The 24,688-nt window shown below is 59.5% G+C and carries 23 protein-coding genes; 13 read left to right on the top strand and 10 right to left on the bottom strand.

Annotated elements, in window-relative coordinates; genetic code table 11:
* The first annotated feature begins 218 nt into the window (after positions 1-218).
* Positions 219-527, top strand: coding sequence for a hypothetical protein (locus tag BK670_RS29690; RefSeq protein ID WP_185036814.1), 309 nt, complete (start codon positions 219-221; stop codon positions 525-527).
* Between the two features lie 60 nt (positions 528-587).
* Here BK670_RS29690 and BK670_RS22215 read toward each other — a convergent pair whose 3' ends face one another.
* Both BK670_RS22215 and moaB read right to left on the bottom strand, forming a co-directional pair.
* Positions 588-1,814, bottom strand: a complete 1,227-nt coding sequence (locus tag BK670_RS22215; protein WP_123452968.1) for a molybdopterin molybdotransferase MoeA — start codon at positions 1,812-1,814, stop codon at positions 588-590.
* On the bottom strand, positions 1,798-2,337 hold the full coding sequence (gene moaB, locus BK670_RS22220) for a molybdenum cofactor biosynthesis protein B (RefSeq protein ID WP_123452970.1): 540 nt from the start codon (positions 2,335-2,337) through the stop codon (positions 1,798-1,800). Before moaB ends, BK670_RS22215 begins: the two co-directional genes overlap by 17 nt.
* Before the next feature lie 81 nt (positions 2,338-2,418).
* On the opposite strand from moaB, the gene mobA reads away from it, so the two are divergent.
* Together mobA and BK670_RS22230 are read left to right on the top strand one after the other, a co-directional pair.
* Complete coding sequence (mobA, locus tag BK670_RS22225) at positions 2,419-3,021, top strand: molybdenum cofactor guanylyltransferase MobA (protein ID WP_123452972.1); 603 nt, start codon at positions 2,419-2,421, stop codon at positions 3,019-3,021.
* Positions 3,022-3,099: 78 nt separating this feature from the next.
* Positions 3,100-3,321 (top strand): YgdI/YgdR family lipoprotein, encoded by a 222-nt coding sequence (locus BK670_RS22230; RefSeq protein ID WP_123452974.1) that lies wholly within the window; start codon positions 3,100-3,102, stop codon positions 3,319-3,321.
* Positions 3,322-3,401: 80 nt separating this feature from the next.
* Here the strand turns inward: BK670_RS22230 and BK670_RS22235 are convergent, their stop codons facing one another.
* From BK670_RS22235 to BK670_RS22245, 3 genes are all read right to left on the bottom strand, one after another.
* The gene (locus BK670_RS22235; protein ID WP_123452976.1) at positions 3,402-4,292 is read right to left on the bottom strand and encodes a pseudouridine synthase; all 891 of its coding nucleotides are present in this window, start codon (positions 4,290-4,292) and stop codon (positions 3,402-3,404) included.
* Positions 4,293-4,362: 70 nt separating this feature from the next.
* On the bottom strand, positions 4,363-4,680 hold the full coding sequence (locus tag BK670_RS22240; RefSeq protein WP_016985469.1) for a transcriptional regulator: 318 nt from the start codon (positions 4,678-4,680) through the stop codon (positions 4,363-4,365).
* Positions 4,681-4,789: 109 nt separating this feature from the next.
* The gene (locus tag BK670_RS22245) at positions 4,790-5,026 is read right to left on the bottom strand and encodes a glutaredoxin family protein (RefSeq protein WP_123452978.1); all 237 of its coding nucleotides are present in this window, start codon (positions 5,024-5,026) and stop codon (positions 4,790-4,792) included.
* A 208-nt stretch (positions 5,027-5,234) separates the two neighbouring features.
* Here BK670_RS22245 and BK670_RS22250 point away from each other — a divergent pair, with 208 nt between their 5' ends.
* Entirely contained in the window at positions 5,235-6,947 is a 1,713-nt protein-coding gene (locus BK670_RS22250) for a cation:proton antiporter (RefSeq protein WP_123452980.1), read from the top strand.
* Here BK670_RS22250 and BK670_RS22255 read toward each other — a convergent pair.
* Positions 6,944-8,152, bottom strand: coding sequence for an ammonium transporter (locus BK670_RS22255; RefSeq protein WP_123452982.1), 1,209 nt, complete (start codon positions 8,150-8,152; stop codon positions 6,944-6,946). The genes BK670_RS22250 and BK670_RS22255 overlap by 4 nt on opposite strands.
* A gap of 305 nt (positions 8,153-8,457) precedes the next feature.
* On the opposite strand from BK670_RS22255, the gene BK670_RS22260 reads away from it, so the two are divergent.
* From BK670_RS22260 to BK670_RS22295, 8 genes are all read left to right on the top strand, one after another.
* Positions 8,458-8,772 (top strand): ElaB/YgaM/YqjD family protein, encoded by a 315-nt coding sequence (locus BK670_RS22260; RefSeq protein WP_007908653.1) that lies wholly within the window; start codon positions 8,458-8,460, stop codon positions 8,770-8,772.
* A 2-nt stretch (positions 8,773-8,774) separates the two neighbouring features.
* Positions 8,775-9,161 carry a phage holin family protein gene (locus tag BK670_RS22265; protein ID WP_007908652.1) on the top strand — a complete coding sequence of 129 codons (387 nt, stop codon included), beginning with the start codon at positions 8,775-8,777 and terminating at the stop codon, positions 9,159-9,161.
* The gene (locus tag BK670_RS22270; RefSeq protein WP_093435122.1) at positions 9,158-9,496 is read left to right on the top strand and encodes a hypothetical protein; all 339 of its coding nucleotides are present in this window, start codon (positions 9,158-9,160) and stop codon (positions 9,494-9,496) included. Before BK670_RS22265 ends, BK670_RS22270 begins: the two co-directional genes overlap by 4 nt.
* Before the next feature lie 123 nt (positions 9,497-9,619).
* Positions 9,620-10,783, top strand: coding sequence for an EAL domain-containing protein (locus BK670_RS22275; protein ID WP_123452984.1), 1,164 nt, complete (start codon positions 9,620-9,622; stop codon positions 10,781-10,783).
* Positions 10,784-10,859: 76 nt separating this feature from the next.
* Positions 10,860-12,188 carry a deoxyguanosinetriphosphate triphosphohydrolase gene (locus BK670_RS22280; protein ID WP_123452986.1) on the top strand — a complete coding sequence of 443 codons (1,329 nt, stop codon included), beginning with the start codon at positions 10,860-10,862 and terminating at the stop codon, positions 12,186-12,188.
* Between the two features lie 358 nt (positions 12,189-12,546).
* Positions 12,547-13,173, top strand: a complete 627-nt coding sequence (locus BK670_RS22285) for a response regulator transcription factor (RefSeq protein ID WP_123452988.1) — start codon at positions 12,547-12,549, stop codon at positions 13,171-13,173.
* An 8-nt stretch (positions 13,174-13,181) separates the two neighbouring features.
* Entirely contained in the window at positions 13,182-16,826 is a 3,645-nt protein-coding gene (locus tag BK670_RS22290) for a transporter substrate-binding domain-containing protein (RefSeq protein WP_123452990.1), read from the top strand.
* Positions 16,827-16,873: 47 nt separating this feature from the next.
* Positions 16,874-19,819, top strand: a complete 2,946-nt coding sequence (locus tag BK670_RS22295; RefSeq protein ID WP_123452992.1) for an HD domain-containing phosphohydrolase — start codon at positions 16,874-16,876, stop codon at positions 19,817-19,819.
* Here BK670_RS22295 and BK670_RS22300 read toward each other — a convergent pair whose 3' ends face one another.
* Complete coding sequence (locus tag BK670_RS22300; RefSeq protein ID WP_123452994.1) at positions 19,820-20,302, bottom strand: GAF domain-containing protein; 483 nt, start codon at positions 20,300-20,302, stop codon at positions 19,820-19,822. It lies immediately after the preceding gene.
* Positions 20,299-21,189, bottom strand: a complete 891-nt coding sequence (locus BK670_RS22305) for an ATP-binding protein (protein ID WP_007908631.1) — start codon at positions 21,187-21,189, stop codon at positions 20,299-20,301. Before BK670_RS22305 ends, BK670_RS22300 begins: the two co-directional genes overlap by 4 nt.
* Positions 21,190-21,356: 167 nt before the next feature.
* On the opposite strand from BK670_RS22305, the gene BK670_RS22310 reads away from it, so the two are divergent.
* Positions 21,357-23,678 carry a hybrid sensor histidine kinase/response regulator gene (locus tag BK670_RS22310; RefSeq protein WP_123452997.1) on the top strand — a complete coding sequence of 774 codons (2,322 nt, stop codon included), beginning with the start codon at positions 21,357-21,359 and terminating at the stop codon, positions 23,676-23,678.
* On the opposite strand, the gene BK670_RS22315 is transcribed toward BK670_RS22310, so the two are convergent.
* Together BK670_RS22315 and BK670_RS22320 are read right to left on the bottom strand one after the other, a co-directional pair.
* A complete protein-coding gene (locus BK670_RS22315; protein ID WP_123452999.1) occupies positions 23,662-24,123 on the bottom strand; it encodes a MarR family winged helix-turn-helix transcriptional regulator in 462 nt (153 codons plus the stop codon). The two genes, BK670_RS22310 and BK670_RS22315, sit on opposite strands and share 17 nt — an antisense overlap.
* Positions 24,120-24,605 (bottom strand): glutathione peroxidase, encoded by a 486-nt coding sequence (locus tag BK670_RS22320; RefSeq protein ID WP_007908624.1) that lies wholly within the window; start codon positions 24,603-24,605, stop codon positions 24,120-24,122. The genes BK670_RS22315 and BK670_RS22320 overlap by 4 nt, the downstream gene beginning before the upstream one ends.
* Positions 24,606-24,688 lie beyond the last annotated feature (83 nt).

Here is a 24,688-nt window from a genome sequence, read left to right on the forward strand (position 1 = left end):
GGCGTCCTACATAAGCGGTATTTTTTCTTACAAAGCATGAGGAATCGGCTCAATTGACCACGCACGACCATTGGTTCACCGTGTGCTGGCGGTATCAATCATCAATCCAACAATACAAGGAAGTGCAAGAATGAATGGATACGCCCCCAGGGCTTTGGACAATTCGTTCCATGTAAACCGCGGCCAGCGTGCACTTGAAGCAAACCGTGGATGTTTTTATGCCAAGCCATGAAGCCAGAATGCCAGTAACCCCGGTCGCCCCTCTCGGCGAAAGTCGCGCGAATCAAAAGTCCAATTTCAACAACAGCGCCAAGACCACCGGAGAAGTTCATATGGAACCTCGCGTGACCGAACTCGAAACCCATCTGAAATACATTCGACGGGACATCGACGAAGTCCGAAGCGATGTCAGAACAATCAAACACCGTCTCGCCTACTCGGCGGGAGCGACCGCGGTAGTGCTGGGTCTGCTGGGTTGGGTGGCGAATAGCCGATTCGACCAGTTGGTGACTCTGATCAGCAGCTAACCAAAACGCACACGCAGGTGTTGGCTGAGTCAGCCGGCACCTGCGTACGCACAGCGGCAATCAGCCTAGAAGGTCGCTCAGCGGAATAAAGACGACCTCATCGCCTTCGCTCAGTGTGCGCCCCTCCAGCACCTCCACCAATCCGTCCGCCCAGGCTGCACTTCGTAGTACCCCGGAGCTCTGGTTGCGGTAAACAATTGCCCGCCCTTGCTCAAGACGCCCACGCAAGTATTCACGGCGATTGCCCGCAACGGGCCAGGCGAAGCCCGCCGGCACGGGAAACTTGAGAGGCTCGACGCCCTGTACACCCTGCCGACGCAACAGATAAGGCCGAGCCAGCAGCGCAAAGGTCACCAACGTAGACGCCGGGTTACCGGGTAAGCCGATGACCGGCACATTGCGAAAATGGCCGAAGGTCAGCGGTTTTCCGGGTTTGATGGCCAACTTCCAAAGAGACAGTTCGCCCTCTTCCCGCAAAGCGATGCCAAGAAAATCCGCTTCGCCCACCGATACACCACCGGTGGAAAGTATCAAATCAACATCCTGCAGATCCGTCAGACGGGCACGGGTCATGGCCAGATCATCTGGGAGAATGCCGGCATCGATCACTTCACAGCCCAAACGTTGTAACCAGCTGCACAGAACCACGCGATTGCTGTTGTATATCTGCCCCGGCCCCAGCGGCTGACCCGGCTCAATCAATTCGTCGCCGGTGGAAATCACCGCCACTCGAACCTTGCGTACCACCTTCAGCCCCGCGCAGCCCAATGACGCGCAGAGACCCTGTTCTATAGGACCGAGCCGGGTTCCAGCCACCAGGATCAACTCGCCTGCGGTTGTTTCCTGGCCTTGCGGACGGATGTTCTGCCCGATTGACATCGGTTCGACGAAGCGCACGCAGCCATCAGCCTGAACCTCGGCATTTTCCTGCATTTCTACACAATCGGCACCCGGCGGAACCGGTGCACCGGTGAAGATCCGCACACAAGTTCCGGGCTGCAGGGGCTCGGGAAACTGTCCGGCAAAGACCTTTTGGCTGACCGGCAGTGGGGCACCCGTCCAGTCAGCCAGATTCAGCGCATAACCATCCATAGCGCTATTGGGCCAGGGCGGTAGATCCAGGGTTGAAACCAGATCCTCGGCCAGCACTCGGCCCTCGACCCCAGCCAGAGGCAAAAACTCATGCTCGACGATGGGTGAGGCCTCGGCCATCTCGAGCAGGCGTGCCAACGCCAGCTCGACCGGCATCAGCGCTCCGGTTTTGCCCGGCTTACCCACGGGATTCACAAGGCGCGGCCTGCTTCAAATGAGTCACGAAGTTGCACGGGCGATGACGCGCGTCCAACTGCTCGCCCAGAATGCCATCCCAACCGGTGCGTACGGCATTGGTCGAACCTGGCAAGCAGCACACCAACGTTCCGTTAGCCAGACCGGCCAGCGCTCGAGATTGCACGGTCGAGGTGCCGATATCGGCGACAGATATCTGCCGGAACAACTCGCCGAAACCATCCACCTGTTTGTCGAGCAGGCACGTCACGGCTTCCGGTGTGCTGTCGCGTCCGGTAAAACCGGTGCCACCGGTGATCAGCACAACCTGCACGACGTCGTCGGCAATCCAGGTGGCGACTTGCGCGCGAATTTTGTAGAGATCATCTTTGAGCAGAACCCGCTCCGCCAAGTGGTGGCCGGCGGCCGTCAAGCGGTCGACGAAGACCTGACCGGAGGTGTCGGTTTCCAGGGTTCGGGTATCACTGACTGTCAGCACCGCAATATTGAGCGGCACGAAAGGTACATCAGCCTTGGCTTTCATAGGCTCGTCCAGTTGTAGGAGAAACAGCCCGGTGTTATATCACAGCGCCTCATTTTTTCGCCGCCCCTCTGGAGAGCAGTCATGACCCTGGATTCGCAATTGCCCCCCTGCTCGATTCTGCTCCTGGCAGGCGGACGCGGCCAACGCATGGGCGGCCAGGACAAAGGCTTGGTCGAGTGGCTGGGCGAGCCGCTGATTGCGCATGTGCAACGCAAGGTACGCGCACTGACGGACGACTTGATCATCTCCTGTAACCGCAATCGCGAGCGTTACGCGCCGTTCGCCGATCAATTGGTAGTCGATGACGAAGGCGATTTTCCGGGACCATTGGCTGGCATTCGTGCAGGCCTGAAAGCTGCACGCCATAGTCACCTGCTGGTTTTACCCTGCGACGTGCCGCGAATTGACGCCGCGCTGCTGCAAGACATGCGCGAGACCGCCGATCAGCATCCTGAAAAACCTTTAATGTTGCGCCATGACGGGCACTGGGAGCCGTTGCTGTGTGTGATTCCGGTGGCCCTTCTAGCGGCCTTCGAAGACGCCTGGAATGCCGGTGAGCGCAGTCCCGGCCGAGTCATGCGCAACCTCGGTGCCACCGCGCTGGAGTGCCCGGACAACGATCCGCGTCTGGCCAACCTGAATACCCCCGAACTGTTAAATTCTCACAACACTGTGTCAGACTGACACCACTCAAGGAACTCTCACGCCTTGTATACGTCTCAAGCTCAGTAACCAAAAGAATTCACATTCGGAGACACACCCATGACTCAACGGACCCTCGCCACTTTCATGCTCGCACTGGGCCTGGCCACCCTCGCCGGTTGCTCGTCGCCTACAGTGATCACCTTGAATGACGGTCGCGAAATCCAGGCCGTCGACACCCCGAAATACGATGACGATTCGGGCTTCTACGAGATCAAGCAGCTGGACGGCAAAGAAACTCGCATCAACAAGGATCAGGTTCGTACCGTTAAAGAGCTGTAAGCTCTGGATCGAAACCGGATACAGAAAAGCCCGCATTGATTGCGGGCTTTTTCATGGGTGTTCGAAAAGTGGTTTCAGTGTCACCACTGCAGCGTGATCCGGCTCTCGAACTCGCGCTCTTCACCGGTCACCGGGTCGATAAAACGCAGACCTTGCGCCAGCAGTTTCAGCGGATTGGCGTAGTCATCCTCGACGTCTTTCAACACATCCGGATAAAACGGATCGTTGCAGATGCTCGCGCCCAGCGCAGTCATGTGGACACGCAGTTGATGTTTCTTGCCGGTCACCGGAAACAACCCATAACGCCACAGATCGCCATGTTTTTCCCGTACTTCCACCGCCGTTTCGGTGTTGCTGGCACCCGCGCCTTCCTGCATGCGGAAAAACGGTTCGCCATCCACCAGACGGCTTTTGTGCACCAAGGGGAAATTCAGATCGGGCAGCGCCGGAGCGATGGCCTCATAGCGCTTATCGATCTGGCGCGTGGGGAACAGCGATTGATAGGCCGAACGGGTTTGCGGATTGGCCGAGAAAATCACCAGTCCGGCCGTATGCCGGTCGATGCGGTGCAGTGGCACCAGGTGAGGGTTGTCCAGACGTCGGATCAGCCTGCGCAACAAGGTTTGCTCAACGTATTCGCCAGCAGGCGTGACCGGCAGAAAATGCGGTTTGTCAGCCACCACCAGATGTTCGTCCGCGTACAGGATCGACTCGACCACCGGGATCGGCTTCTCGTCCGGCACTTCGCGAAAATAATGAATCCGCAAACCTTCCTTATAAGCCAGGTCCACCGGAATCGGCTGGCCATGGCCGTCCAGCACACGTCCCCGAGCGATGCGGTCCAGCCATTGCTCACGGTCAATGGCGCTGAAATGCTCGCACAGGCAATCGAGTACGGTCAGCCATTTACCGGGCGGCAGATAAAGTGTGCTCGCCTGATTCTGAGCAGCAGAGAATGTAGATGTGGACATACGAAAATCGGACCCTCAATGCAGGGCAGCATTATCTAGCACTGAGGGAAACGAACCTAGCGCAGAATGCTCAGGCCGGGATTGTTTTCAGCGCTGCAGCGTCGGTGAATTCCTTGAGCCAGCGCAACACATCGACTGCATCCCAGCGGCCCGGGTCGTACAAGGCGTAAAGCAACCCCTGATAACCGACCACATCCAGTTGCTTGTGGTATCCAGCCCGCTGAAACAAGGCCTCAATCTCGGCGAAGCAGGTGTTGAAATGCAACTTGTTGAAGGGCGTCTTGCCTTCCGTGACCAGCCCGTCCAGGCGCAATTCGAGAACGGCCTCGCGCACTACGTCAACCGACATCCGGTTCACGCTGTTCTTCAACTGTTCGACATTGACCACGGTTCATCCCTCTGACGCTTTACTGTATGAACATACAGTAACCGAACAATCCGCAAAATGCCAAGGAATGGATGGCAGGGCGACCGGCGGGATAAACCAGAAAAACGGATTAACGCAGAAACGCGACGACTTCATCAGCGCTGAATGGCCAGCCCAGCTCAGCGCCTGTATCGACACGGCGCAATACCGGAATCCGCAGGCTATAAGCCTCGAACCAGGATTCGTCTTCAGCGATGTCGACCAGTTCCACCAGCAAGCCGTGCTCGACAAAAGGCATCAACTCGGCCTCGGCGACTTCACACAAATGGCATCCAAGGGTGCCGAATAGCTGACATTCAGGAGGCATGATTGCTCAACCAGAAAATGAGTGCGCCTATTCTAGGCCGCACCTGAAAACCCGTCGAGCCACCGCCGCCCAAAGGCTCCATCGCCCCAATAAAGGTTCACAGGCAAAAACCTGACGCAAATCAGTCTGCACAAAAACCAATTACGCGATCCTCCCGGTCTTTTTGCCTCTACGCTTGAAAAGCCTGAATCTGACATCGGAGTGTCCAGTGTTTGCCAATCTGTTGATCATCCTCGCCTCGTCCCTCGTGGTGATTGCCCTGTTCCGTCGCCTGCGGTTGCCGCCGGTTCTGGGTTATCTGTGCGTGGGACTGCTGGTCGGGCCGAGTGCCTTCGACTGGGTCAACGAAAGTGAACACTTGCCCGACGTCGCCGAACTGGGCGTGGTGTTTCTGTTGTTCTCACTGGGGCTTGAGTTTTCTCTGTCCAAGATGATCGCGCTGCGCCAAGTGGTGTTCCGTCTCGGCAGTCAGCAGGTGCTGATCAGCACCGCGCTGCTGGGTCTGCTGCTGATGCTGCTGGGCATGCCGATGACGCCGGCGCTGTTGCTCGGTGCCGGGCTTTCGCTGTCTTCGACGGCAATTGTGACCAAAGAGTTGGGCAGCCTCGGTGAGGTATTCAGCAGTCACGGCCAGAACGCCGTCGGCGTGTTGCTGTTCCAGGACGTTGTCGCAGTGTTGCTGCTGACGTTGGTGCCGGTATTTGCCGGCAGCAGCGAACAAGCCTGGTACTGGGCGTTGCCTTTGACCCTGGCAAAAACCGTGGTGTTGTTTGTCGGTCTGCTGCTGGCCAGTCGCTGGTTACTGCCGAGGTTGTTCCATGAAGTGGCCGCCTCGCGCTCGGCAGAGCTGTTCGTGCTGCTGGCGCTGGTGATTGTGCTGTTGACCGCATGGCTGACTCACCTGATGGGCCTGTCCCCTGCCCTCGGCGCATTTCTGGCCGGCATGTTGCTCGGTGAAAGCCACTACCGGCACCAGATCGAGGCGGATATCCGACCGTTCCGCGACATCCTGCTTGGGGTGTTTTTCGTCAGCATCGGCATGCTCATCGACCTGCAACTGTTCGTCAGTCACAGCCTGCTGATCCTCGGACTCACCGTCGGCTTGATGGTGATCAAGGGTATCGTCGTGGCCTTGCTGGTGAAGTGGCGCGGCAGTGACCGCGAAACGGCGTGGCGCAGCGGTCTGGCGCTGGCCCAGGGCGGCGAGTTCTGCTTCGCCCTGATGGCGCAGATGCAGCAACACAGCATGATGCCCGAAGCGCTCGGCGACCTGCTGCTCGCTGCGACGTTCTGCTCAATGCTGCTGACGCCCCTGTTGCTGCGCGCCGCACCACGCATTGCTGCGGTGCTGCACCGCAAACCCAATCAGGAGGCACAGATCGAAGAGATCAGCGCACTCAACGCTGGCCTCAACCAGCACGTGGTGATTTGCGGCTACGGCCGCGTCGGCCAATCCATTGGTCGTTTCATGCGCAACGCCAAGCAGCCGTTTATCGCGCTGGACAATGACCCGGTGCGGGTACAGGAAGCCGCCAGTGGAGAAAGTGACGTGCATTACGGCGACTCCTCGCGTGGCGATCTGCTGAGCGCCGTTGGCCTGCTGCGCGCCAAACTGCTGGTGGTTGCCGTGGATCAGAGCGACATTGCCCTGCGCATCCTCAAGGAAGCGCGTCGGCTCAACGCCCACGTGCCGATACTGGTACGCACCCGCGACGACAGCCAGTGGGCCGAACTGAAAGCGGCCGGCGCCACCGAAGTGGTGCCGGAGCTATTGGAATCGAGCCTGATGCTCGCCTCCCACGCCTTGATCATGCTCGGCTTGCCGGCGCATAAGGTGCAAGAAAAAGTCGATCAGGTGCGCATCGACCGCTATCGCCTGCTCCACGGTTTTTATCCCGGTAGCGACGATGCCGAGACTTAATCCTGGCTCACCGCGCCGATCTTGTGCAGCGACAGGTCGGCGCCGTAATACTCTTGTTCCTGACTCAGGCGCAGCCCGTGCAGCGCCTTGATCACGCCGTACACAACGAAGCCGCCGATCAGCGCCACCACAACACCCAGCGCGGTGCCGATCAACTGGCTGATCAAGCTGACGCCGCCAATACCGCCAAGCGCAGTCTGGCCGAAGATCCCGCAGGCAATCCCGCCCCACACGCCGCACAAGTCGTGCAATGGCCACACACCCAAGACATCATCGATGCGCCATTTCACCTGGGCGGCGGTAAAGCACCAGACAAACAGTGCACCGGCGATCGCGCCAGTCACCAACGCGCCGACCGGATGCATCAGATCGGACCCGGCACAGATCGCCACCAACCCGGCCAACGGGCCGTTATGCAGGAAGCCCGGGTCATTGCGCCCGACCAGCAGCGCCGCCATGGTCCCACCGACCATCGCCATCAACGAGTTGACCGCCACCAGACCGCTGACGCCTTGCAGCGTCTGTGCGCTCATCACATTGAAGCCGAACCAGCCGACAATCAAAATCCACGAACCCAACGCCAGAAAGGGAATGCTCGACGGTGCGAACGCCACCAGGCGACCGTCGCGGTAACGACCATTACGCGGCCCCAGCAGCAATACCGCCGCCAGCGCCAGCCATCCGCCCATGGCGTGCACCACCACAGAACCGGCGAAATCATGGAAAGCGGCACCGAACTGCGCCGTCAGCCACGCTTGCAGACCGTAGTTGCCGTTCCAGATCATGCCTTCGAAAAACGGGTAGATGAACGCGACAATCAACGCCGTGGCGCACAACTGCGGCACGAAACGCGCGCGCTCGGCGATACCGCCGGAAATGATCGCCGGGATCGCTGCAGCAAAGGTCAGCAGGAAGAAAAACTTCACCAGTCCATAACCGTGATCGGCACTCAACACCGCCGCCGGTTGCATAAACGTCACGCCGTAGGAGATCCAATAGCCTATAAAGAAATAGGCCAGGGTCGAGACGGCGAAGTCACTGAGAATTTTCGACAGCGCGTTGACCTGATTTTTCTGGCGGACAGTACCGACTTCGAGAAAGGCGAAACCGGCATGCATCGCCAGTACCATCACCGCACCGATCAGAATGAACAAGGTATTGGAGCTGTGAACCAGCGTGTCCACAGCGCTTTGCAGATTTTCCATAAGCAGGCAGACCTAAAGGCGAAAAAGGCACCAAAGCGGTTCATGCGCACATTTCATGCACCAAGTTGCGACCACGCAGTCACGGAACCGAAGGACCGGCGAACTGCTTTGGCGCACAAGGTCGATGTCCTGACACGAACCGGGCTTGTTTGGGATAAGGTTTCTCAAGGCGTCCGCCCGGCAACAGCGCACAACCGCCGGACGACGCACCACGACACAGCAAAAGTTGTACCAGTCATTTGTACTGAACCTTCGCGCAAGGCTCATACTCGAACGCTTCAGACGTCACTTACGGAGATCCACCCATGGCCAGCATCAAGGCAAAGACTGCTCAAGAAATCCTGATGAACGACTTCCAGACTTTGGTCGCCGACACCGAACGCTTGCTCGAGCACACCGCCACCCTGGCCGGCGATCAGGCCGATGAGCTGCGCGAGCAGATTCACGACAGCCTGCTGCGCGCACGCGAGACCCTGAAACTGACCGAAGAAACCCTGCGTGATCGCGGTCAGGCGGCGGTCACCGCCACCGAAGATTATGTGTCGGCCAACCCTTGGCAATCCGTCGGCATTGCCGCTGGTGTCGGCTTCCTGATCGGCCTGCTGGCTACCCGGCGCTGATTATGTCGATCGGTGAATCCGGCCCGACTGCGGGCACCGCCTCTTCCACGCGACGCCTGGGCGCCGCCGTCCTCGGTCTGCTGCACAGCCATGTCGAATTGTTCGGCATTGAATTGCAGGAGCAGAAATCACGAACCGTGAGCCTGTTGCTGTTCGCAGGTCTGGCCTTGGTCTTTGCCCTGTTACTGCTGGTGGGTTTATCGACATTGGTGATGATCGTGTTCTGGGATACCTATCGCCTGGCTGCGATCATCGGCCTGTGCGTTTTCTATACCTTGGCCTCGATTTTCTGCGCGCTGCGTCTCAAGGCTGCGATCTTCGATGAGTCCTCGCCTTTCCACGGCACGCTCGAAGAGCTGGCCAACGACCGGGAGCGCCTGCTGCCATGAGCCTGCCTGAACTGCCACACAACAGCTCGCGTCGGGAGATGCGCAAGGCGTTGATTCGCCTGCGCATGGAAATGCATCGCCAGGAAATCCGCCATGAAGCCGGGCAAGTGCTGCAGCCTCTGCAGCGCATGCGCGGCATGTCGCAAAATCTGCAGGGTGGTTTCGGCATCAAACACGCGCCATTGTGGGGCGTGGCCGCCGTAACGCTATTGGGTTTCATCACCGGTAAAGGCGCGAAAAGCGGCGGCGTCGGTGGGTTGACCCGCTTGATCCGGCTCGGCACCAGCCTCGGGCCGCTGATCAAACTGGTGATGCAGAGCTCGGCGAAACGCTAAATAGATACATTTGGCTACATTCTTGCACTGTCGGCGGGATGAACCTCTTTATCCGGAGGTTCAATCCCGTGCGCCTATTTCATCGGCGGGGGTCATCAGAACAAGAACCACTAAGGAGGCCCCGTGATCGACGGGCAACCGCTCGCCTGCTATCAGCCTTTCATTGATACCGCCACCGGACGCATTGCCGGCGTTGAAGCGCTGGGGCGTCTGCGCCAGGCTGACGGTCAATTGAATTCAGTCGGGCCATTGTTCGCCGACCCGCGCACGCCCGCCATTGCCCTGCGCCGCCTCGATCGGCAGATCCGCGACAACGCCTTGAGCCGCTTGCATGAAGCGCCGGCAGACTGGTTTCTCAGCCTGAACATGTCGCCGCGCTGGATCAGTCGCCTGCGCGCCGATCAAGCCCTGCCCAGCCTCAAACAATTGGCGCGCTACGGTATTGATCCGCGACGCATCGTCTTCGAGATCACCGAACTGGGTGGCAACGGTCAACGTCTGGCCGAAGTCGTCGCGCGCTATCGCGAGGCGGGAGCGAGAATCGCCATCGATGACTTTGGCGCCGGCTACTCGCAACTGGATCGGGTGCTGGCGCTGCAACCGGACATTCTCAAACTCGATATGCGTCTGTTCCAGGCCGCTGCACTGGGCGGGCCAAGCAGCGACGTGGTCAAGGCCCTCGCGCAGATGGCCGAGAAGACCGGCTGCTGGATCATTGCCGAAGGTGTCGAGACCGAAGCGCAGTTGAATTTCGCCCTGGAATGCGGATCGCGCTATGTGCAGGGTTTCCTGTTCGCGCGAGCGCAAGAGGCGTTCTTCCCCACCGATGCGTTTGTGCAACGCTTCGCCGAGCTGCGCCAACGCTATGTCCGGCAGAAACTCGCCGAGCGCGGAAGGCTGATGCACATGCGTCAGCAGCTGGCTGACCTGATGTCGATCCTGCAAGCCTGGGCTCAGTCACACGCACCGTTGAGCGCATTGCCGCAACTGGACGCTTTCCCCTGGCTGCTGCGGTTTTATCAATGCGATCGCCACGGCACTCAGCTCACGCCCAATATGGAATGGCGGCAGAACGGCTGGGTCGCCGACAATCGTTATCTGGGGCACAACTGGTCGTGGCGTCCGTACTTCTATCATTTGCTCGCCGAAGGCTGGGGGGAGCGGCGTTTGACGCTCTCCAATACCTACCGCGATGCCACCAGCAATCAGTACTGCCTGACGGCCGGGCAGTTTTTCGACAACGGTGAACGCTTGCTGTTGATCGACATCGACGCCGCAGGGCTGTAGTTCCGCTTGCAGGGGCGGGCGTGAACCGGGAAGCTAGGGGCCAACGCCCCCAGTCACCTGACGGAGAGAATCAGCCTTGGATTGGCACACCCTGCTCAACCGCGAACGCCTCGGCAAGCCGCTGCACAGCCCGCAAGAACTTGGCCGCAGCCCCTTCCACAAAGACCATGACCGCATCATCTTCTCCGGCGCCTTCCGCCGTCTCGGGCGCAAGACCCAAGTGCACCCGGTCACCAGCAACGACCATATTCACACGCGCCTGACCCATTCGCTGGAAGTCAGTTGCGTCGGCCGTTCGCTGGGCATGCGAGTGGGCGAGACCCTGCGCAGTGCCTTGCCCGAATGGTGCGACCCGGCGGACCTCGGCATGGTGGTGCAGTCGGCTTGTCTGGCCCACGACATCGGCAATCCGCCGTTCGGCCATTCCGGTGAAGATGCCATTCGCCACTGGTTCCAGCAGGCGGCCGGACGCGGCTGGCTCGACGGCATGAGCGAAGCCGAACGCGCGGACTTCCTCAACTTCGAAGGTAATGCCCAGGGCTTCCGGGTACTGACTCAACTGGAGTACCACCAGTTCGACGGCGGCACCCGGCTGACCTATGCCACCCTCGGCACTTACCTGAAATACCCGTGGACCGCGCGCCACGCCGATTCTCTGGGCTACAAGAAACACAAATTCGGTTGTTATCAGAGCGAACTGCCGCTGCTTGAGCAGATCGCCCACAAACTGGGCCTGCCGCAAATCGAAGACCAGCGCTGGGCACGCCATCCGCTGGTGTACCTGATGGAAGCTGCCGATGACATCTGCTACGCGCTGATTGATCTGGAAGACGGCCTCGAAATGGAGCTGCTGGAATACGCCGAAGTCGAATCGCTGCTGCTCGGGCTGGTCGGCGATGATCTGCCGGAGACCTATCGCCAGCTCGGCCCGCAGGATTCGCGCCGACGCAAACTGGCGATCCTGCGCGGCAAGGCCATCGAGCATTTGACCAACGCGGCGGCGCGGGCCTTTGTCGAGCAACAGGACGCGCTGCTTGCCGGCACGTTGCACGGCGATCTCGTCGAGCACATGCACGGCCCGGCCAAGCGTTGCGTGTTGAATGCCAAGGACATCGCCCGCAAGAAAATCTTTCAGGACAAACGCAAAACCCTGCATGAAATCGGCGCCTATACCACGCTGGAGATCCTGCTCAACTCGTTCTGCGGCGCCGCGCTGGAACAACACAACGGTCGTACACCATCGTTCAAGAGCCGACGTATCCTCGATCTGCTGGGCAATAACGCACCGGATCCGCAGGGTTCGTTACACACGTCGTTTCTGCGCATGATCGATTTCATCGCCGGCATGACCGACAGCTACGCCAGTGACATGGCGCTGGAAATGACCGGCCGCTCCAGTCACTGATCCTCTCGCAGGCAGGCGGCCATGACGTTGGCCGCCCGCATGCATTTTCCCTGTCATGATTGACCGGCGAGCCTTTAATGAACGACTGACAGGGCCACGGCTATCAACTGACCGGCCAGCAACTTTAAACATTTTTAAAAAGCCATTTACAGCCAGTACTTGCAAATCAATCAAGGCCGACTATAAGCCCGTTCAAATCCTGCACTTCCTTACATCAAACCTAGTTTCGACGTAGTCCGCTTCCTCATTAATTGTAGGAATAATCCGATAACGTGGCTGGAGCCGTGTCACTTCATGCGAGTGCTCATTCAACTGAGCTAAGGTGCGCGCTTTATTCGTGCTTGCATGGGATTTGATTATGAACTCCGTTTTTATTGTCGACGATCATCCGGTCATCCGTCTCGCCGTTCGAATGCTGCTGGAACATGAAGGTTACAAGGTCGTCGGTGAAACCGATAACGGGGTCGATGCCATGCAGATGGTGCGCGAGTGCATGCCCGATCTGGTCATTCTCGACGTGAGTATCCCCAAACTCGATGGCCTGGAAGTACTGGCCCGCTTCAATTCCATGGGTTCGCCACTGAAGATCCTGATCCTGACGGCACAGTGTCCGACATTGTTTGGCATTCGCTGCATGCAATCCGGCGCATCGGGTTATGTCTGCAAACAGGAAGACCTGAGTGAACTGGTCAGTGCAATCAAAGCGGTACTTTCCGGTTACAACTATTTCCCCAGCCAGGCATTAAACCCGGTGCGCAGTGACGATATCCGATTTGCCGAACTGGAACTATTCAAGTCCGTCAATGATCGCGAGCTGATGGTATTGCAACTGTTCGCCCAAGGTCGCACTAACAAGGAAATCGCCAAGGGCATGTTTCTCAGTAATAAAACCGTCAGCACCTACAAAAAGCGCCTGATGCAAAAACTCAAAGCCAAATCCCTTGTAGAACTTATCGAGATGGCCAAACGAAACGCACTCGTGTGAGAGCCCGCATGCCCAGCCGTTTAAAGGACTATTTAATTGCGTTGTGCGCAGGTCTTTACCTGAGCGCCAACGCGTTCGCCATGCCCGGCATCTCACCGGACTATGCCTTGCTCAGCCGGTCGGTCAATGAACCGGTGCCGGTCACGCTCGAACACTCCCAACGGCAGTGGCTGCTTGAACGTAACGAACTGGTTCTGGGCACCTCGGCGCCCGACTACCCGCCTTTCGACATGACGGTCAGTGGCAAGGATTACGAAGGTCTGACGGCCGACTACGCCGGACTCCTCGGCCAGGCCACCGGTCTGCCGATCAGGGTGCAACGCTTCCCCTCTCGGGAGGCGGCCATTCGCGCACTGGTCGATGGTCGGATCGACCTGCTCGGTACTGCGAACGGCTTCGAGGCGGGCAATGCCAACCTGGCGCTGTCGACTCCCTATGCCATTGACCTGCCGGTGCTGGTCACCCGCGAAGACGAAACCCGTTCACTCACCGAAGGCCTTGCCGGGCTGCGGTTGAGCATGGTCTATCACTATCTGCCGTTGCCCGAAGTCAAGGCGCTGTATCCCAAAGCGCTTATTACCTGCTACCCCTCCTACCAGAATGCGATCAACGCCGTTGCGTTCGACCAGGCCGACGTATTCCTCGGCGACACCCTTTCAACTCACTACATGATCAACAAGGGTTATCTGAACAACGTGCGCATGGCCAATTTCGGCAAGCAGGAAGCCCAGGGATTCAGCTTCGCCGTGCGCCGTAACAACCCGCAACTGTTGGCGATCATCGACAGCGTGCTCAAGGCCGTGCCGGCCAGTGAGCGTGACAACATTGCCAAGCGCTGGAGCGCTGGCAGCGATCTGTTGCTCACCGATCAGAAACTGCAATTGACCCAGCGCGAAGAGGCCTGGCTCAAACAGCACCCGGTTGTCAGCGTGGTGGTCAATGAAGCGTACGCACCCCTGACATTCTTTGACAAAGACGGCAATTTTCGCGGCATCAGCGCCGACCTGCTCGAGCTGATCCGCCTGCGCACCGGCCTGCGTTTCGAGATCCATCGCAGCCGCAACGACTCGGAAATGATCCAACAGATAGACCGTCATCAAGCCGATCTGGTCGCCGCATTACTGCCGACGGAGGAGCGCGAGAAGACTCTCAACTTCAGTCGTCCCTACCTGGAAAACTCCTATGTTCTGCTGACCCGCAAAAGCGCCGATGGCCCGACCAATCTGGGCCAGCTCAAAGGCAAGCGACTGGCGATTGCCCAAGGTAATCCGATGGTCGAATACCTGCGTCGAGAGTACCCGCGCATCCAGTTAATCGAAACGGCGGATACATTCAGCGCGGTGTCGGCGCTTGCTGAAGGCCATGCCGACGGCGCGGTGAACTCGCTGGTGATTGCCAATTACTTCATTTCTTCGCGGATCTTTAATCAGGCGCTGCAGATCACCACCACTATCGGCACCGGTCAGGCGGCGTTCTCACTGGCGACCGCGCGCGACAACACGGAACTGACGTCGATCATCAACAAGGCTTTGTTGAGCATCGCCCCCGACGAACTGGGTGTGATCAATGGCCGCTGGCGCGGTTACTCCACTGCCTCGCAGAACATCTGGCACAACTATCAGCGCCTGTTCTATCAAGTGATCATCGGCGCTTGTCCGTTACTGCTGTTGCTGTTGGCCTGGAACGCCTACATGCGCCACCAGATCAAACAACGCCAGGCCGCCGAGCGCGCGCTGAACGACCAGTTCGAATTCATGCGCTCGCTGGTCGACGGCACACCCCATCCGATTTATGTACGCGACCGTCAGGGCCTGTTGCAAAGTTGCAACGAGAGCTATCTCGAAGTATTCAACGCCCGGCGCGAGGACGTTATCGGCAAAAACGTCATCGAGGGATCCCTGAGCAACGCCTTCGAGGCCCAGGCCTTTCAGGCCGACTACCAGCGCGTCGTGGCCCAAGGTACGCCGATGGTCGTCGATCGGCCTTTGCACATCGGCACCCGGCGCCTGACGATCTATCACTGGATACTGCCGTACCGCGACTCCAGCGGCGAGGTGAAAGGCATCATCGGCGGCTGGATCGACATCAGCGAGCGCCGTCAGTTGTTCGACGATTTGCGTACGGCCAAAGAACGGGCCGATGAGGCCAACCGGGCGAAAAGCACCTTTCTGGCGACCATGAGTCACGAGATCCGCACGCCGATGAACGCGGTGATCGGCATGCTCGAACTGACGCTCAAACGCATGGATCCGCAGCATCCGGATCGTTCATCTATCGATACGGCCTACCATTCGGCCAAGGACTTGCTGGGCTTGATAGGCGATATTCTCGACATCGCGCGGATCGAATCCGGACGCCTCAGTCTTTGCCCGGAACGGGTCAATCTGGTCGATACCGTGGCGTCTGTTGCAAGGATCTTCGACGGCCTCGCCCGGCAGAAAAACCTCTCCCTGCAAGTCATCTTCAATCCGCCGGACCTGGCCGTCGATGTGTATCTGGACCCACTGCGCTTCAAGCAGGTGCTGTCGAATCTGGTCAGCAACGCGATCAAATTCACCGAGCAAGGGCATGTGCGGATCACCCTGGACCTCATGAACACCGAGGTGCCCGCCCGCGCCCTGATGCAGCTGACCGTACAGGACAGCGGCGTCGGCATCAGTGCCGAGGATCAGCAGCGCCTGTTCGAACCGTTTACCCAAGCGGAAAACAGCAGCCAACAAGGCAGAGGCGGTGCCGGCCTGGGACTGGTGATCAGCCGCAACCTGTGCGAAATGATGGGCGGGCAACTGCAATTGAGCAGCCAGCCAGGTATCGGCACTCAGGTCTGCGTCTCCCTGGCACTGGAAACCCTGCCGATACAGCTCAGCACGGTCAAAAGTGAACCCGCGATCAAGACATCACAGACTCCCCTGCGCGTACTGGTAGTGGATGACCATCCGGCCAATCGCATGTTGATGTGTCAGCAGCTGGAGTTTCTCGGCCATCACTTCAGCATTGCCGAGAACGGCTGCAGCGGCCTGGAACTGTGGAAGGCCGGCCACTTCGATCTGGTGATTGTCGACTGCAACATGCCGTTGATGAATGGTTATGAATTGACCCGCGCCATTCGTCAGCAGGAACTAAATGCACGTTGCCCTCCCTGCACCGTGCTGGGCTTCACCGCCAATGCGCAACCCGAAGAAATCCAGCGCTGCAAGCAGGCCGGCATGAACGACTGTCTGTTCAAACCCCTGAGCCTGAGCCTGCTCAGCCAGTGGGTCGACGGCATCACGCCGACGTCAGCGCCGCCGGCCTTCAACCTGCAAAACATGAACATGCTGACCGGTGGCAATCCGGCCCAGGCTCGTCGTTTGCTGGCGGAATTGCTCAAAAGCAGCCGTCTCGACCGAGAGGAGTTGCTCGCATTGTCACCAGAACATGATCGCCCGGCGCTGGCGGTGGTTGCTCACAAAATCAAGGGCGCGGCACGTATCGCTCAGGCATCGCGCGTGATCGAATGTTGCGATGCCCTTGAGCGAGCCTGCGCCGAGGCCATGTCGACAGACGAAATCGCCCGCCGTTGCGAGGCGAGCAACCGGGCGATGCTCGAACTGGAGCAGGCATTGCAACAGCAAATGGCGGTGTCGGATCAAAGCATAATGAGCTTGCCTTAACTATGCTTGGCGCTGAGCAGTGAGTTAACCATCATGGAGAGCCAGAAATGCCCAGCCCACTGCGCCCGGAACAACGCCGGTTTCCGCTGCATGTGCATATCAGCGTCATGTTCACATTCCTGTTGCTGCTCACCGGGGTCGTGCTGGGCCTGTTCAATTATCACCAGACGACTCAGATCATTCTCTCGAGCAGCGAAAAGCTGTTCGAGCGGATCGAACAGGACGTGCGACTGGACATGTCGGCGACCTATCAGCCGATCCGTCACCTGCTGAGTTTGCTGGCGGACAACCCCGCCACTCAGGGCACACGCCTTGAACAACGCCTGCCCTTGCTGCGGCCGTTCAGTCAGTCGCTCAGCGACAATCCCAACCTGGCGTCGCTGTACCTGGGTTACGCCAACGGCGACTTCTTCATGGTCCGCCCCCTGCGCAGCGCGGCGCTGAAGACACTGCTCAAGGCGCCCGATGCTGCGGCGTATCAGGTCTGGAGTATCGAGCACGACCCGCAGGGAATACAGCACTCGCAGTCACTGTTTTTCGATCAGGCACTGACGCCAATCAGCCGTCAGGACAACGCCAACGACACCTACGATCCGCGCAGCCGTGCGTGGTTCAACGATGCATATCAACAAGAAGAACAGGTCACCACCGAACCCTACGTGTTTTTCTCCACGCAAAATGTCGGCACGACGCTGGCACGACGCAGCGGCGAGAACGCCGTGATCGGCGCCGACCTGACGCTGGTCGCCCTGTCGGCCGCGCTGAGCAAACATGTCGTCACCCCGTCAACCGAGATTGCCCTGTTCGATACCGAGGGCAACGCCGTGGCCTACCCGGACAGTCGACGCCTGATCGTCGATGGCAGCACTGCGCACCTGGCCAAAGCGGCGGACCTGAGCCCGATCCTCCATGCACTATTGTCCGATACCCATACGGGCAAGCGCCTGGAAGCGGATGGTCGGCAGTGGATTGTCGCCCGCAGCAGCATTAAGGAGGGCGGCCCGACAGGTCTGCAGTTGGCGCTGCTGGTGCCGGAGGACGAGTTATTGGTCGATGCCTACCGCCTGCGCTGGCAAGGCGCGCTGATCACCCTCGCGACCCTGTTGCTGTGCCTGCCGCTGGGCTGGGTGATTTCGCGGGTGCTGGTCAAGCCGCTGCATGCGCTGGTCAAGGAAGCCGACGCGATTCGCAGTTTCGATTTCAATTTTCCGCTGGCACGCCGTTCGCCGGTGCTTGAGGTCGACCAGTTGAGCGTGTCGATGGCGCGGATGAAGGACACCCTGGCGAGTTTCTTCCGGATCACCGACACCCTCGGCGCCGAAACCCGTTTCGCCTCCCTGCTGCAGCGGGTGCTGTTCGAAACGGTGCAGATCGCTCAGGCGCAGGCAGGGCTGATTTATCTGCGTGAAAGCGACAGCAGCCGCATGGAACCTTACGGACTGGTGATCGACGGCACGCCACAGACCCTGGAGGCGTTCGACATTCAGGGCCACGACCTGCAACTGAACAAAGGCCCGGCATGGTTCAGACAGTTGGTCAGCGCCAACAACGTGGTGAGCAACTTTGGCTTCGATCAGGCCGGCGATCTGCAAAAAATCCTGCTGGCAATGCAATCGCCACGTATCCATCTGATCGGTATCCGCCTGCACAACCGCCACGACGAAACCATTGGTCTGCTGATTCTGCTGGTGAACGACAGCGGCACCGCAGCCGATCTGGAGAAACTGCGCCCTGATCGCATCGCTTTCCTCCAGGCCGTCTCCGGCGCGGCGGCGGTGAGCATCGAGAGCCAGCGCCTGCAAGCTCGCCAGAAGCAGTTGCTCGACGCTTTCATTCAATTGCTCGCCGGCGCCATCGACGCCAAGAGTCCGTACACCGGCGGCCATTGTCAGCGCGTGCCGGAGCTGACGCTGATGCTCGCCCAGGCGGCAGCGGCCAGTCAGGCGCCGGCGTTCCGTGCCTACCAACCGAGCGAGGATGAATGGGAAGCCCTGCATATCGCTGCGTGGCTGCACGACTGTGGCAAGGTGACGACGCCGGAATACGTGGTCGACAAGGCCACCAAATTGGAAACCATCAACGACCGTATTCATGAAATCCGCACGCGTTTCGAAGTGCTCAAGCGTGATGCCTGGATCAGCTATTGGCAGGCGCGCGCTCTGGGCGGCGATGAGACAGCACTGGCCGAACTGCGCGACGCCACGCTGACGGCGCTGGACGACGATTTTGCGTTTGTCGCGCGCTGCAATCTGGGCAGTGAAGCGATGGCAGAGGCGGATCTGCAACGGCTTGATCATCTGGCGCAACGCACTTGGCTGCGCACTCTTGATGACCGCTTGGGTGTGTCTTGGGAAGAGAACCGGCGCCAGTCGCGCACGCCGGCGCCGAGTTTGCCGGTCAGTGAAAAGCTATTGGCAGACAAGCCCGAGCACTTGCTCGAACGCGACCCGAACGAGTTGATCCCCGAAGACAATCCGTGGGGCTTCAAACTGGATGTACCGCGCTATAAATACAATCGCGGCGAGCTGTACAACCTGAGCATCAGCCGAGGCACCCTGACCCGTGAGGAGCGCTACATGATCAATCACCACATGGTGCAGACGATCATGATGCTCAGCCACCTGCCCTTCCCCGGCCACCTCGACAGCATTGCCGAAATCGCCGGTGGTCATCATGAAAAAATGGACGGCACCGGTTACCCGAAACGCCTGAAGCGTGAGGAGATGAGCCTGCCGGCGCGGATGATGGCGATTGCCGATATCTTTGAGGCGCTGACCGCGGCCGACCGCCCTTACAAGAAAGCGAAAACCTTGAGTGAGGCGCTGGCGATCATGGCCACCATGTGCCGTGAGGCGCACATCGATGCCCAGCTATTCGGATTGTTCATCAACGAAGGCGTTTACATGCAGTACGCCGTGCGCTTTCTCGATCCCGCGCAGATCGACAGCGTGGATCCGGCCAGCCTGTTGCACAAGGCTGGCCTCACCGCGTGATCAGCAGTCGGTCAGACGCAGGAAGATCGCTGCCAGTTGCTCGATACCGGCCTGATCCTGCGCGCCGAAACGCGAAAGTTTCGGGCTGTCGAGGTCGAGTACACCGATCAGGCGACCCTCCTTGACCAACGGCACGACCAGCTCGCTGTTCGAGGCGCTGTCACAGGCGATATGCCCCGGGAACGCGTGCACGTCTTCAACCCGCTGGGTTTGCAGAGTGGCCGCCGCCGCACCGCACACACCACGGCCAAACGGAATACGCACGCAGGCGATCTGCCCCTGGAACGGACCAAGCACCAGCTCTTCGTTACGATTGAGGTAAAAACCCGCCCAGTTAAGGTCATCGAGCTGGTTGAACAGGAATGCCGAAAACTGCGCGGCGTTGGCGATGAAATCGCGCTCGTCCGCCAGCAGCGATTCCAGTTGTGCGGCCAACATGCCGTAGCCTTCGAGGCCCTGGCCGCTTTGTTGCAAATCAATCATGCCTTGTGCTCCAACAATTTCAGTCCCACCCAATAACGGGCGAATTGGTACGCGCAACGTCCGTTGCGATTACCGCGGCCGGTGGCCCAACGCACGGCGAGGATGTCCAGTTCTTCGTCACGCTGCCAGCTCAGGCCGGCCTTGGCCGCCAATTGGCCGATCCAGTGCTCGACGACGTTGAGGAAGTGTTCTTGGGTAAACGGATAGAACGACAGCCACAGACCGAAACGGTCCGACAGCGCGATCTTGTCTTCAACGGCTTCGCTGGGATGCAGTTCGCCGTCGACGCGTTTCCAGTTTTCGTTATCGCTCTCCTTTTCCGGCACCAGGTGGCGGCGGTTGGAGGTGGCGTACAGCAAGACATTGTCCGGGGCCTGCTCAAGCGAGCCGTCGAGCACGCTTTTGAGGACCCGATAATCGCCTTCACCGGATTCGAACGACAAGTCATCGCAAAACAGCACGAAGCGTTGTGGCAGTTTGCCGATCTGCTCGACCACCCGTGGCAGATCCGCCAGATGATCGCGCTCGATCTCGATCAGGCGCAGGCCGGCGGCGGCGTGTTCCGCCAGCAAGGCCCGCACCAGCGACGACTTGCCGGTACCGCGCGAGCCCCAGAGCAACGCGTGGTTGGCCGGCATGCCATCAAGAAATTGTTGGGTGTTGCGCCCCAGTTGTTCGAGCTGACGGTCAACACCGATCAGGTCAGACAGGCGCATATCGAGGCTGACTTCCAGCGGCAGCAGATAGCCGCTGCGCCCGTCGCGTTGCCAGCGCGCTGCCAGACAAGTGCCCCAGTCGATCACCGGCCGTGGTGCCGGCAACAACGGTTCGATCCGCGCCAGAACCGACTCGGCGCGTTCAAGAAAAGCATTCAATCGGGAATCCACGTCTTCTCCTCGGGCTCGTTCACAGTGATGATGGCGAATCCTGCGACGACACACAGATAAAAATCACCCTACCAAGCCTTGTTACAAGGCGATTCGGGAACCTCGGTATCCATACATGATCGACTATGCTTGAGCAGCGAAGGGAAACGGAAGTGGTTCAACACCCCATGGATATCAAATTCACCCACCGGCTGTCTTACAAGCAAGCCAGGCTCACCGTGCTGGTCGGGTTCATTCTGGGCACGCTGCTCAGCCTGCTGCAAATCGGCATCGATTATGCCAGTGAAGACGCCTCCATCAACCGTGAAATCCTGTCGTTGCTGGAAATCAGCCACAACCCGGCCTCACGGATCGCCTACAACATCGACGCCGAACTGGCGCAGGAACTGACCCTGGGCCTGTTGCGCTCACCGGCGATCATTTCTGCGCAACTGATCGACAACAACAATACGGTGCTGGCCAGCGTCAAACGTCCGGAACTGCAAAGCGGCTATCGGGTAATCAGTGACTTCCTGTTTGGCGCCAAGCGCCAGTTCGAGGATCGTCTGTATCTGGATCATCTGCCCAACGAATCGCTGGGCGTGTTGAGCCTTGAGGTCGACACCTATGCCTTCGGCAGCCGCTTCCTGCGCCGCGCCGAAGTGACCCTGCTCAATGGGTTCGCCCGCAGCCTGATTCTCACCGGCATCCTGTTGGCGCTGTTCTATGTGATGCTGACCAAACCGCTGGTGCGGGTGATCCGCGAACTCAGCGGGCGCGACCCGCGCAGCGCCGAGCCAACCACCCTGGAGTGCCCGTCCGGCCACGGCAACGATGAAATCGGCGTGCTGGTCAAAGTCGCCAATCAACAATTCGAAAACATTGCCACCGAGATCCAGCAGCGACGCAACGCCGAAAACCGCCTGACCGACTACCTCGGGCAACTGGAAAATATCGTCTCGGCACGCACAGCTGAGCTCAAGGCAATCAATGCCAGACTCAGCCAGTCCAATCAGGAACTCGAAGTCGCCCGCAGCACCGCCCTGGAAATGGCCGAGGCCCGTTCGGCGTTCCTCGCCAACATGAGCCATGAGATCCGCACGCCGCTCAACGGCCTGTTGGGGATGATCGCACTGTCACTCGACGGCCCGTTGAATGCCGAACAGCAGCAACAACTGTCGATCGCCCACGACTCGGGCAAAGTGCTGGTCGAGTTGCTCAACGATATTCTCGACCTGTCAAAATTCGATGCCGGGCAACTGGAGCTTGAGCACATCCCGTTCGATCTTGGCTCCTTGATCGAAGACACCGCCAACCTGCTGTCGCAGAACGCCGCGCCGAGCGTCGAGCTGACCTGCCTGATCGATCCGCACTTTCCGGCTCTGGTGCTGGGCGATCCGACCCGCGTGCGGCAGATCGTCAGCAACCTGTTGTCCAACGCGCTGAAATTCACTCGGTTCGGCCGGGTGGATGTGCGCTTGTCGACTTACAAGGAGGGCGTGCGCATCGAGGTCTGCGACACCGGCATAGGTATCGCCCAGGATGCGCAGTTGAAAATCTTCCAGCCGTTCACTCAGGCGGGCGCCGGCATCACTCGCCAGTACGGCGGCACCGGACTTGGGCTGGCGCTGACCTACAACCTTTGCGAAGCGATGCAGGGGCGCCTGACCATCAGTTCCGAGACCGGGTTTGGCAGTCAGTTCTGTGCCGAGCTACCACTGCCGTGTCACACCCGCGCGCTGACGCCGGCGCCGCTGCACGGGAAAATCCTCGCCATCACCGCCGCCAGCAGTGGCTTGGCCGAACTGTTGCAGAGCCTGCTGCCGGTGTGGGGACTGACGTATGAACAGCGCACCATCGATGACTCGCTGCTGGGCCTGACGCCGGACGTGGTGATCACCGATTGTCCGGAGTGTCTGTTCGGCTTGCGCCCGACGCTCGGTGCGCCGATTTTGCTGGTGACCGCCTACGGCAGTTTCCTGCCGAGCGAAGAAGCCGCCGCGCTCGCGCCCCTGCAACAACAGGCGCGACCGTTGGCGCGTAACGCGCTGTACCAGAACCTGCGACGCACCCTGCAACCGGATGTCGTCGCCAATAACGATGCGCAGCTCGAAACATCTCCCTCGGTGCGGCGCGGGCGGGTGTTGCTGGTCGAGGACAACCCGGTCAATCAACTGGTGGCCAAAGGCATGCTCGGCAAACTGGGCTGCGAGGTCATCGTCGCCGCCCATGGTGCCGAAGCGCTGGATCAGTTGGAGTATCACGAATTCGATCTGGTGCTGATGGACTGCAACATGCCTGTGATGGACGGCTACGAAGCCAGCCGGCAGATCCGTCAGAGCGGACGCTGGCCGCACCTGCCCATCGTCGCCCTGACCGCCAACGCCATGTCCGAAGAACGCGAACGCTGCCGCGCAGCCGGCATGAGCGACTATCTGGCCAAGCCGTTCCGCCGTGAAGAACTGGCGGCCCTGCTCGATCAGTGGATCCCGACTACGACAGCGCTTTGATCTGCCCCAGCAAGTGATCGAGGCCGTCTCGCAGATCATTGAGGCGGTCCAGATCGACCCCACTGTCGCACAGCAGTCGGGCCTTGAGCGGCCCGACCTGCTCGCGCAAGGCTTGCCCTGCCGGCGTCAGACTCAAGTGCACTTCGCGCTCGTCACGCGTCGAACGCTGGCGCTGCACCCATTGCAACTGCTCAAGACGCTTGAGCAATGGCGTCAGCGTGCCCGAGTCCAGTGCCAGGCGCTCGCCCAACGCCTTGACCGTCGGTTGCTCCGGCGCGGCGTCCTGCCATTCCCACAACACCAGCATCGCCAGATATTGCGGGTACGTCAGGCCGAGCTGATCAAGCATCGGCTTGTAGGCACGAATCACCGCCCGAGAGGCGGCGTACAGCTTGAAGCACAACTGGTTGTCGAGCTTCAGCGAATCGACCGGCAGGCTGTTCATTTGAGCAGGGCTTCGATCTCGCCGCTCAGCTCCTGCGGCTTGGTGGTCGGAGCAAAACGCTTGACCAGTTTTCCGTCCTTGCCAATCAGGAACTTGGTGAAGTTCCACTTGATGCCCTGGGAGCCAAGCAGACCCGGCGCGCGTTTTTTCAGCTGCACGAATAGCGGATGCGCGTCGGCACCGTTAACGTCGATCTTCTTGAACAGCGGGAAGCTGACGCCGAAGTTCAGCTCGCAGAACTCGCTGATCGCGCCTTCGTTACCCGGCTCCTGCTTGCCGAACTGATTGCACGGGAAGCCCAGGACCACCAGGCCCTGATCCTTGTAGGTCTGCCACAGTTCTTCGAGGCCTTTGTATTGCGGGGTGAAACCGCATTTGCTGGCGGTGTTGACCACCAGTACCGCTTTGCCGGCGAAATCGGCCAGGGTCTTTTGCTCACCTTTGATCGTGGTGCACGGGATGTTCAGCAGGTTGTCGCTCATAGTCGGCACTCTGAAATCGGGAAGAAGACGCAAAAATAGCGAGCAATTGAATTGTGTGCAATTTAATTATCGAAAAACAAGGC

The sequence above is a fragment of the Pseudomonas fluorescens genome (genome assembly GCF_003732425.1).
GTDB lineage: Bacteria > Pseudomonadota > Gammaproteobacteria > Pseudomonadales > Pseudomonadaceae > Aquipseudomonas > Aquipseudomonas fluorescens_BE.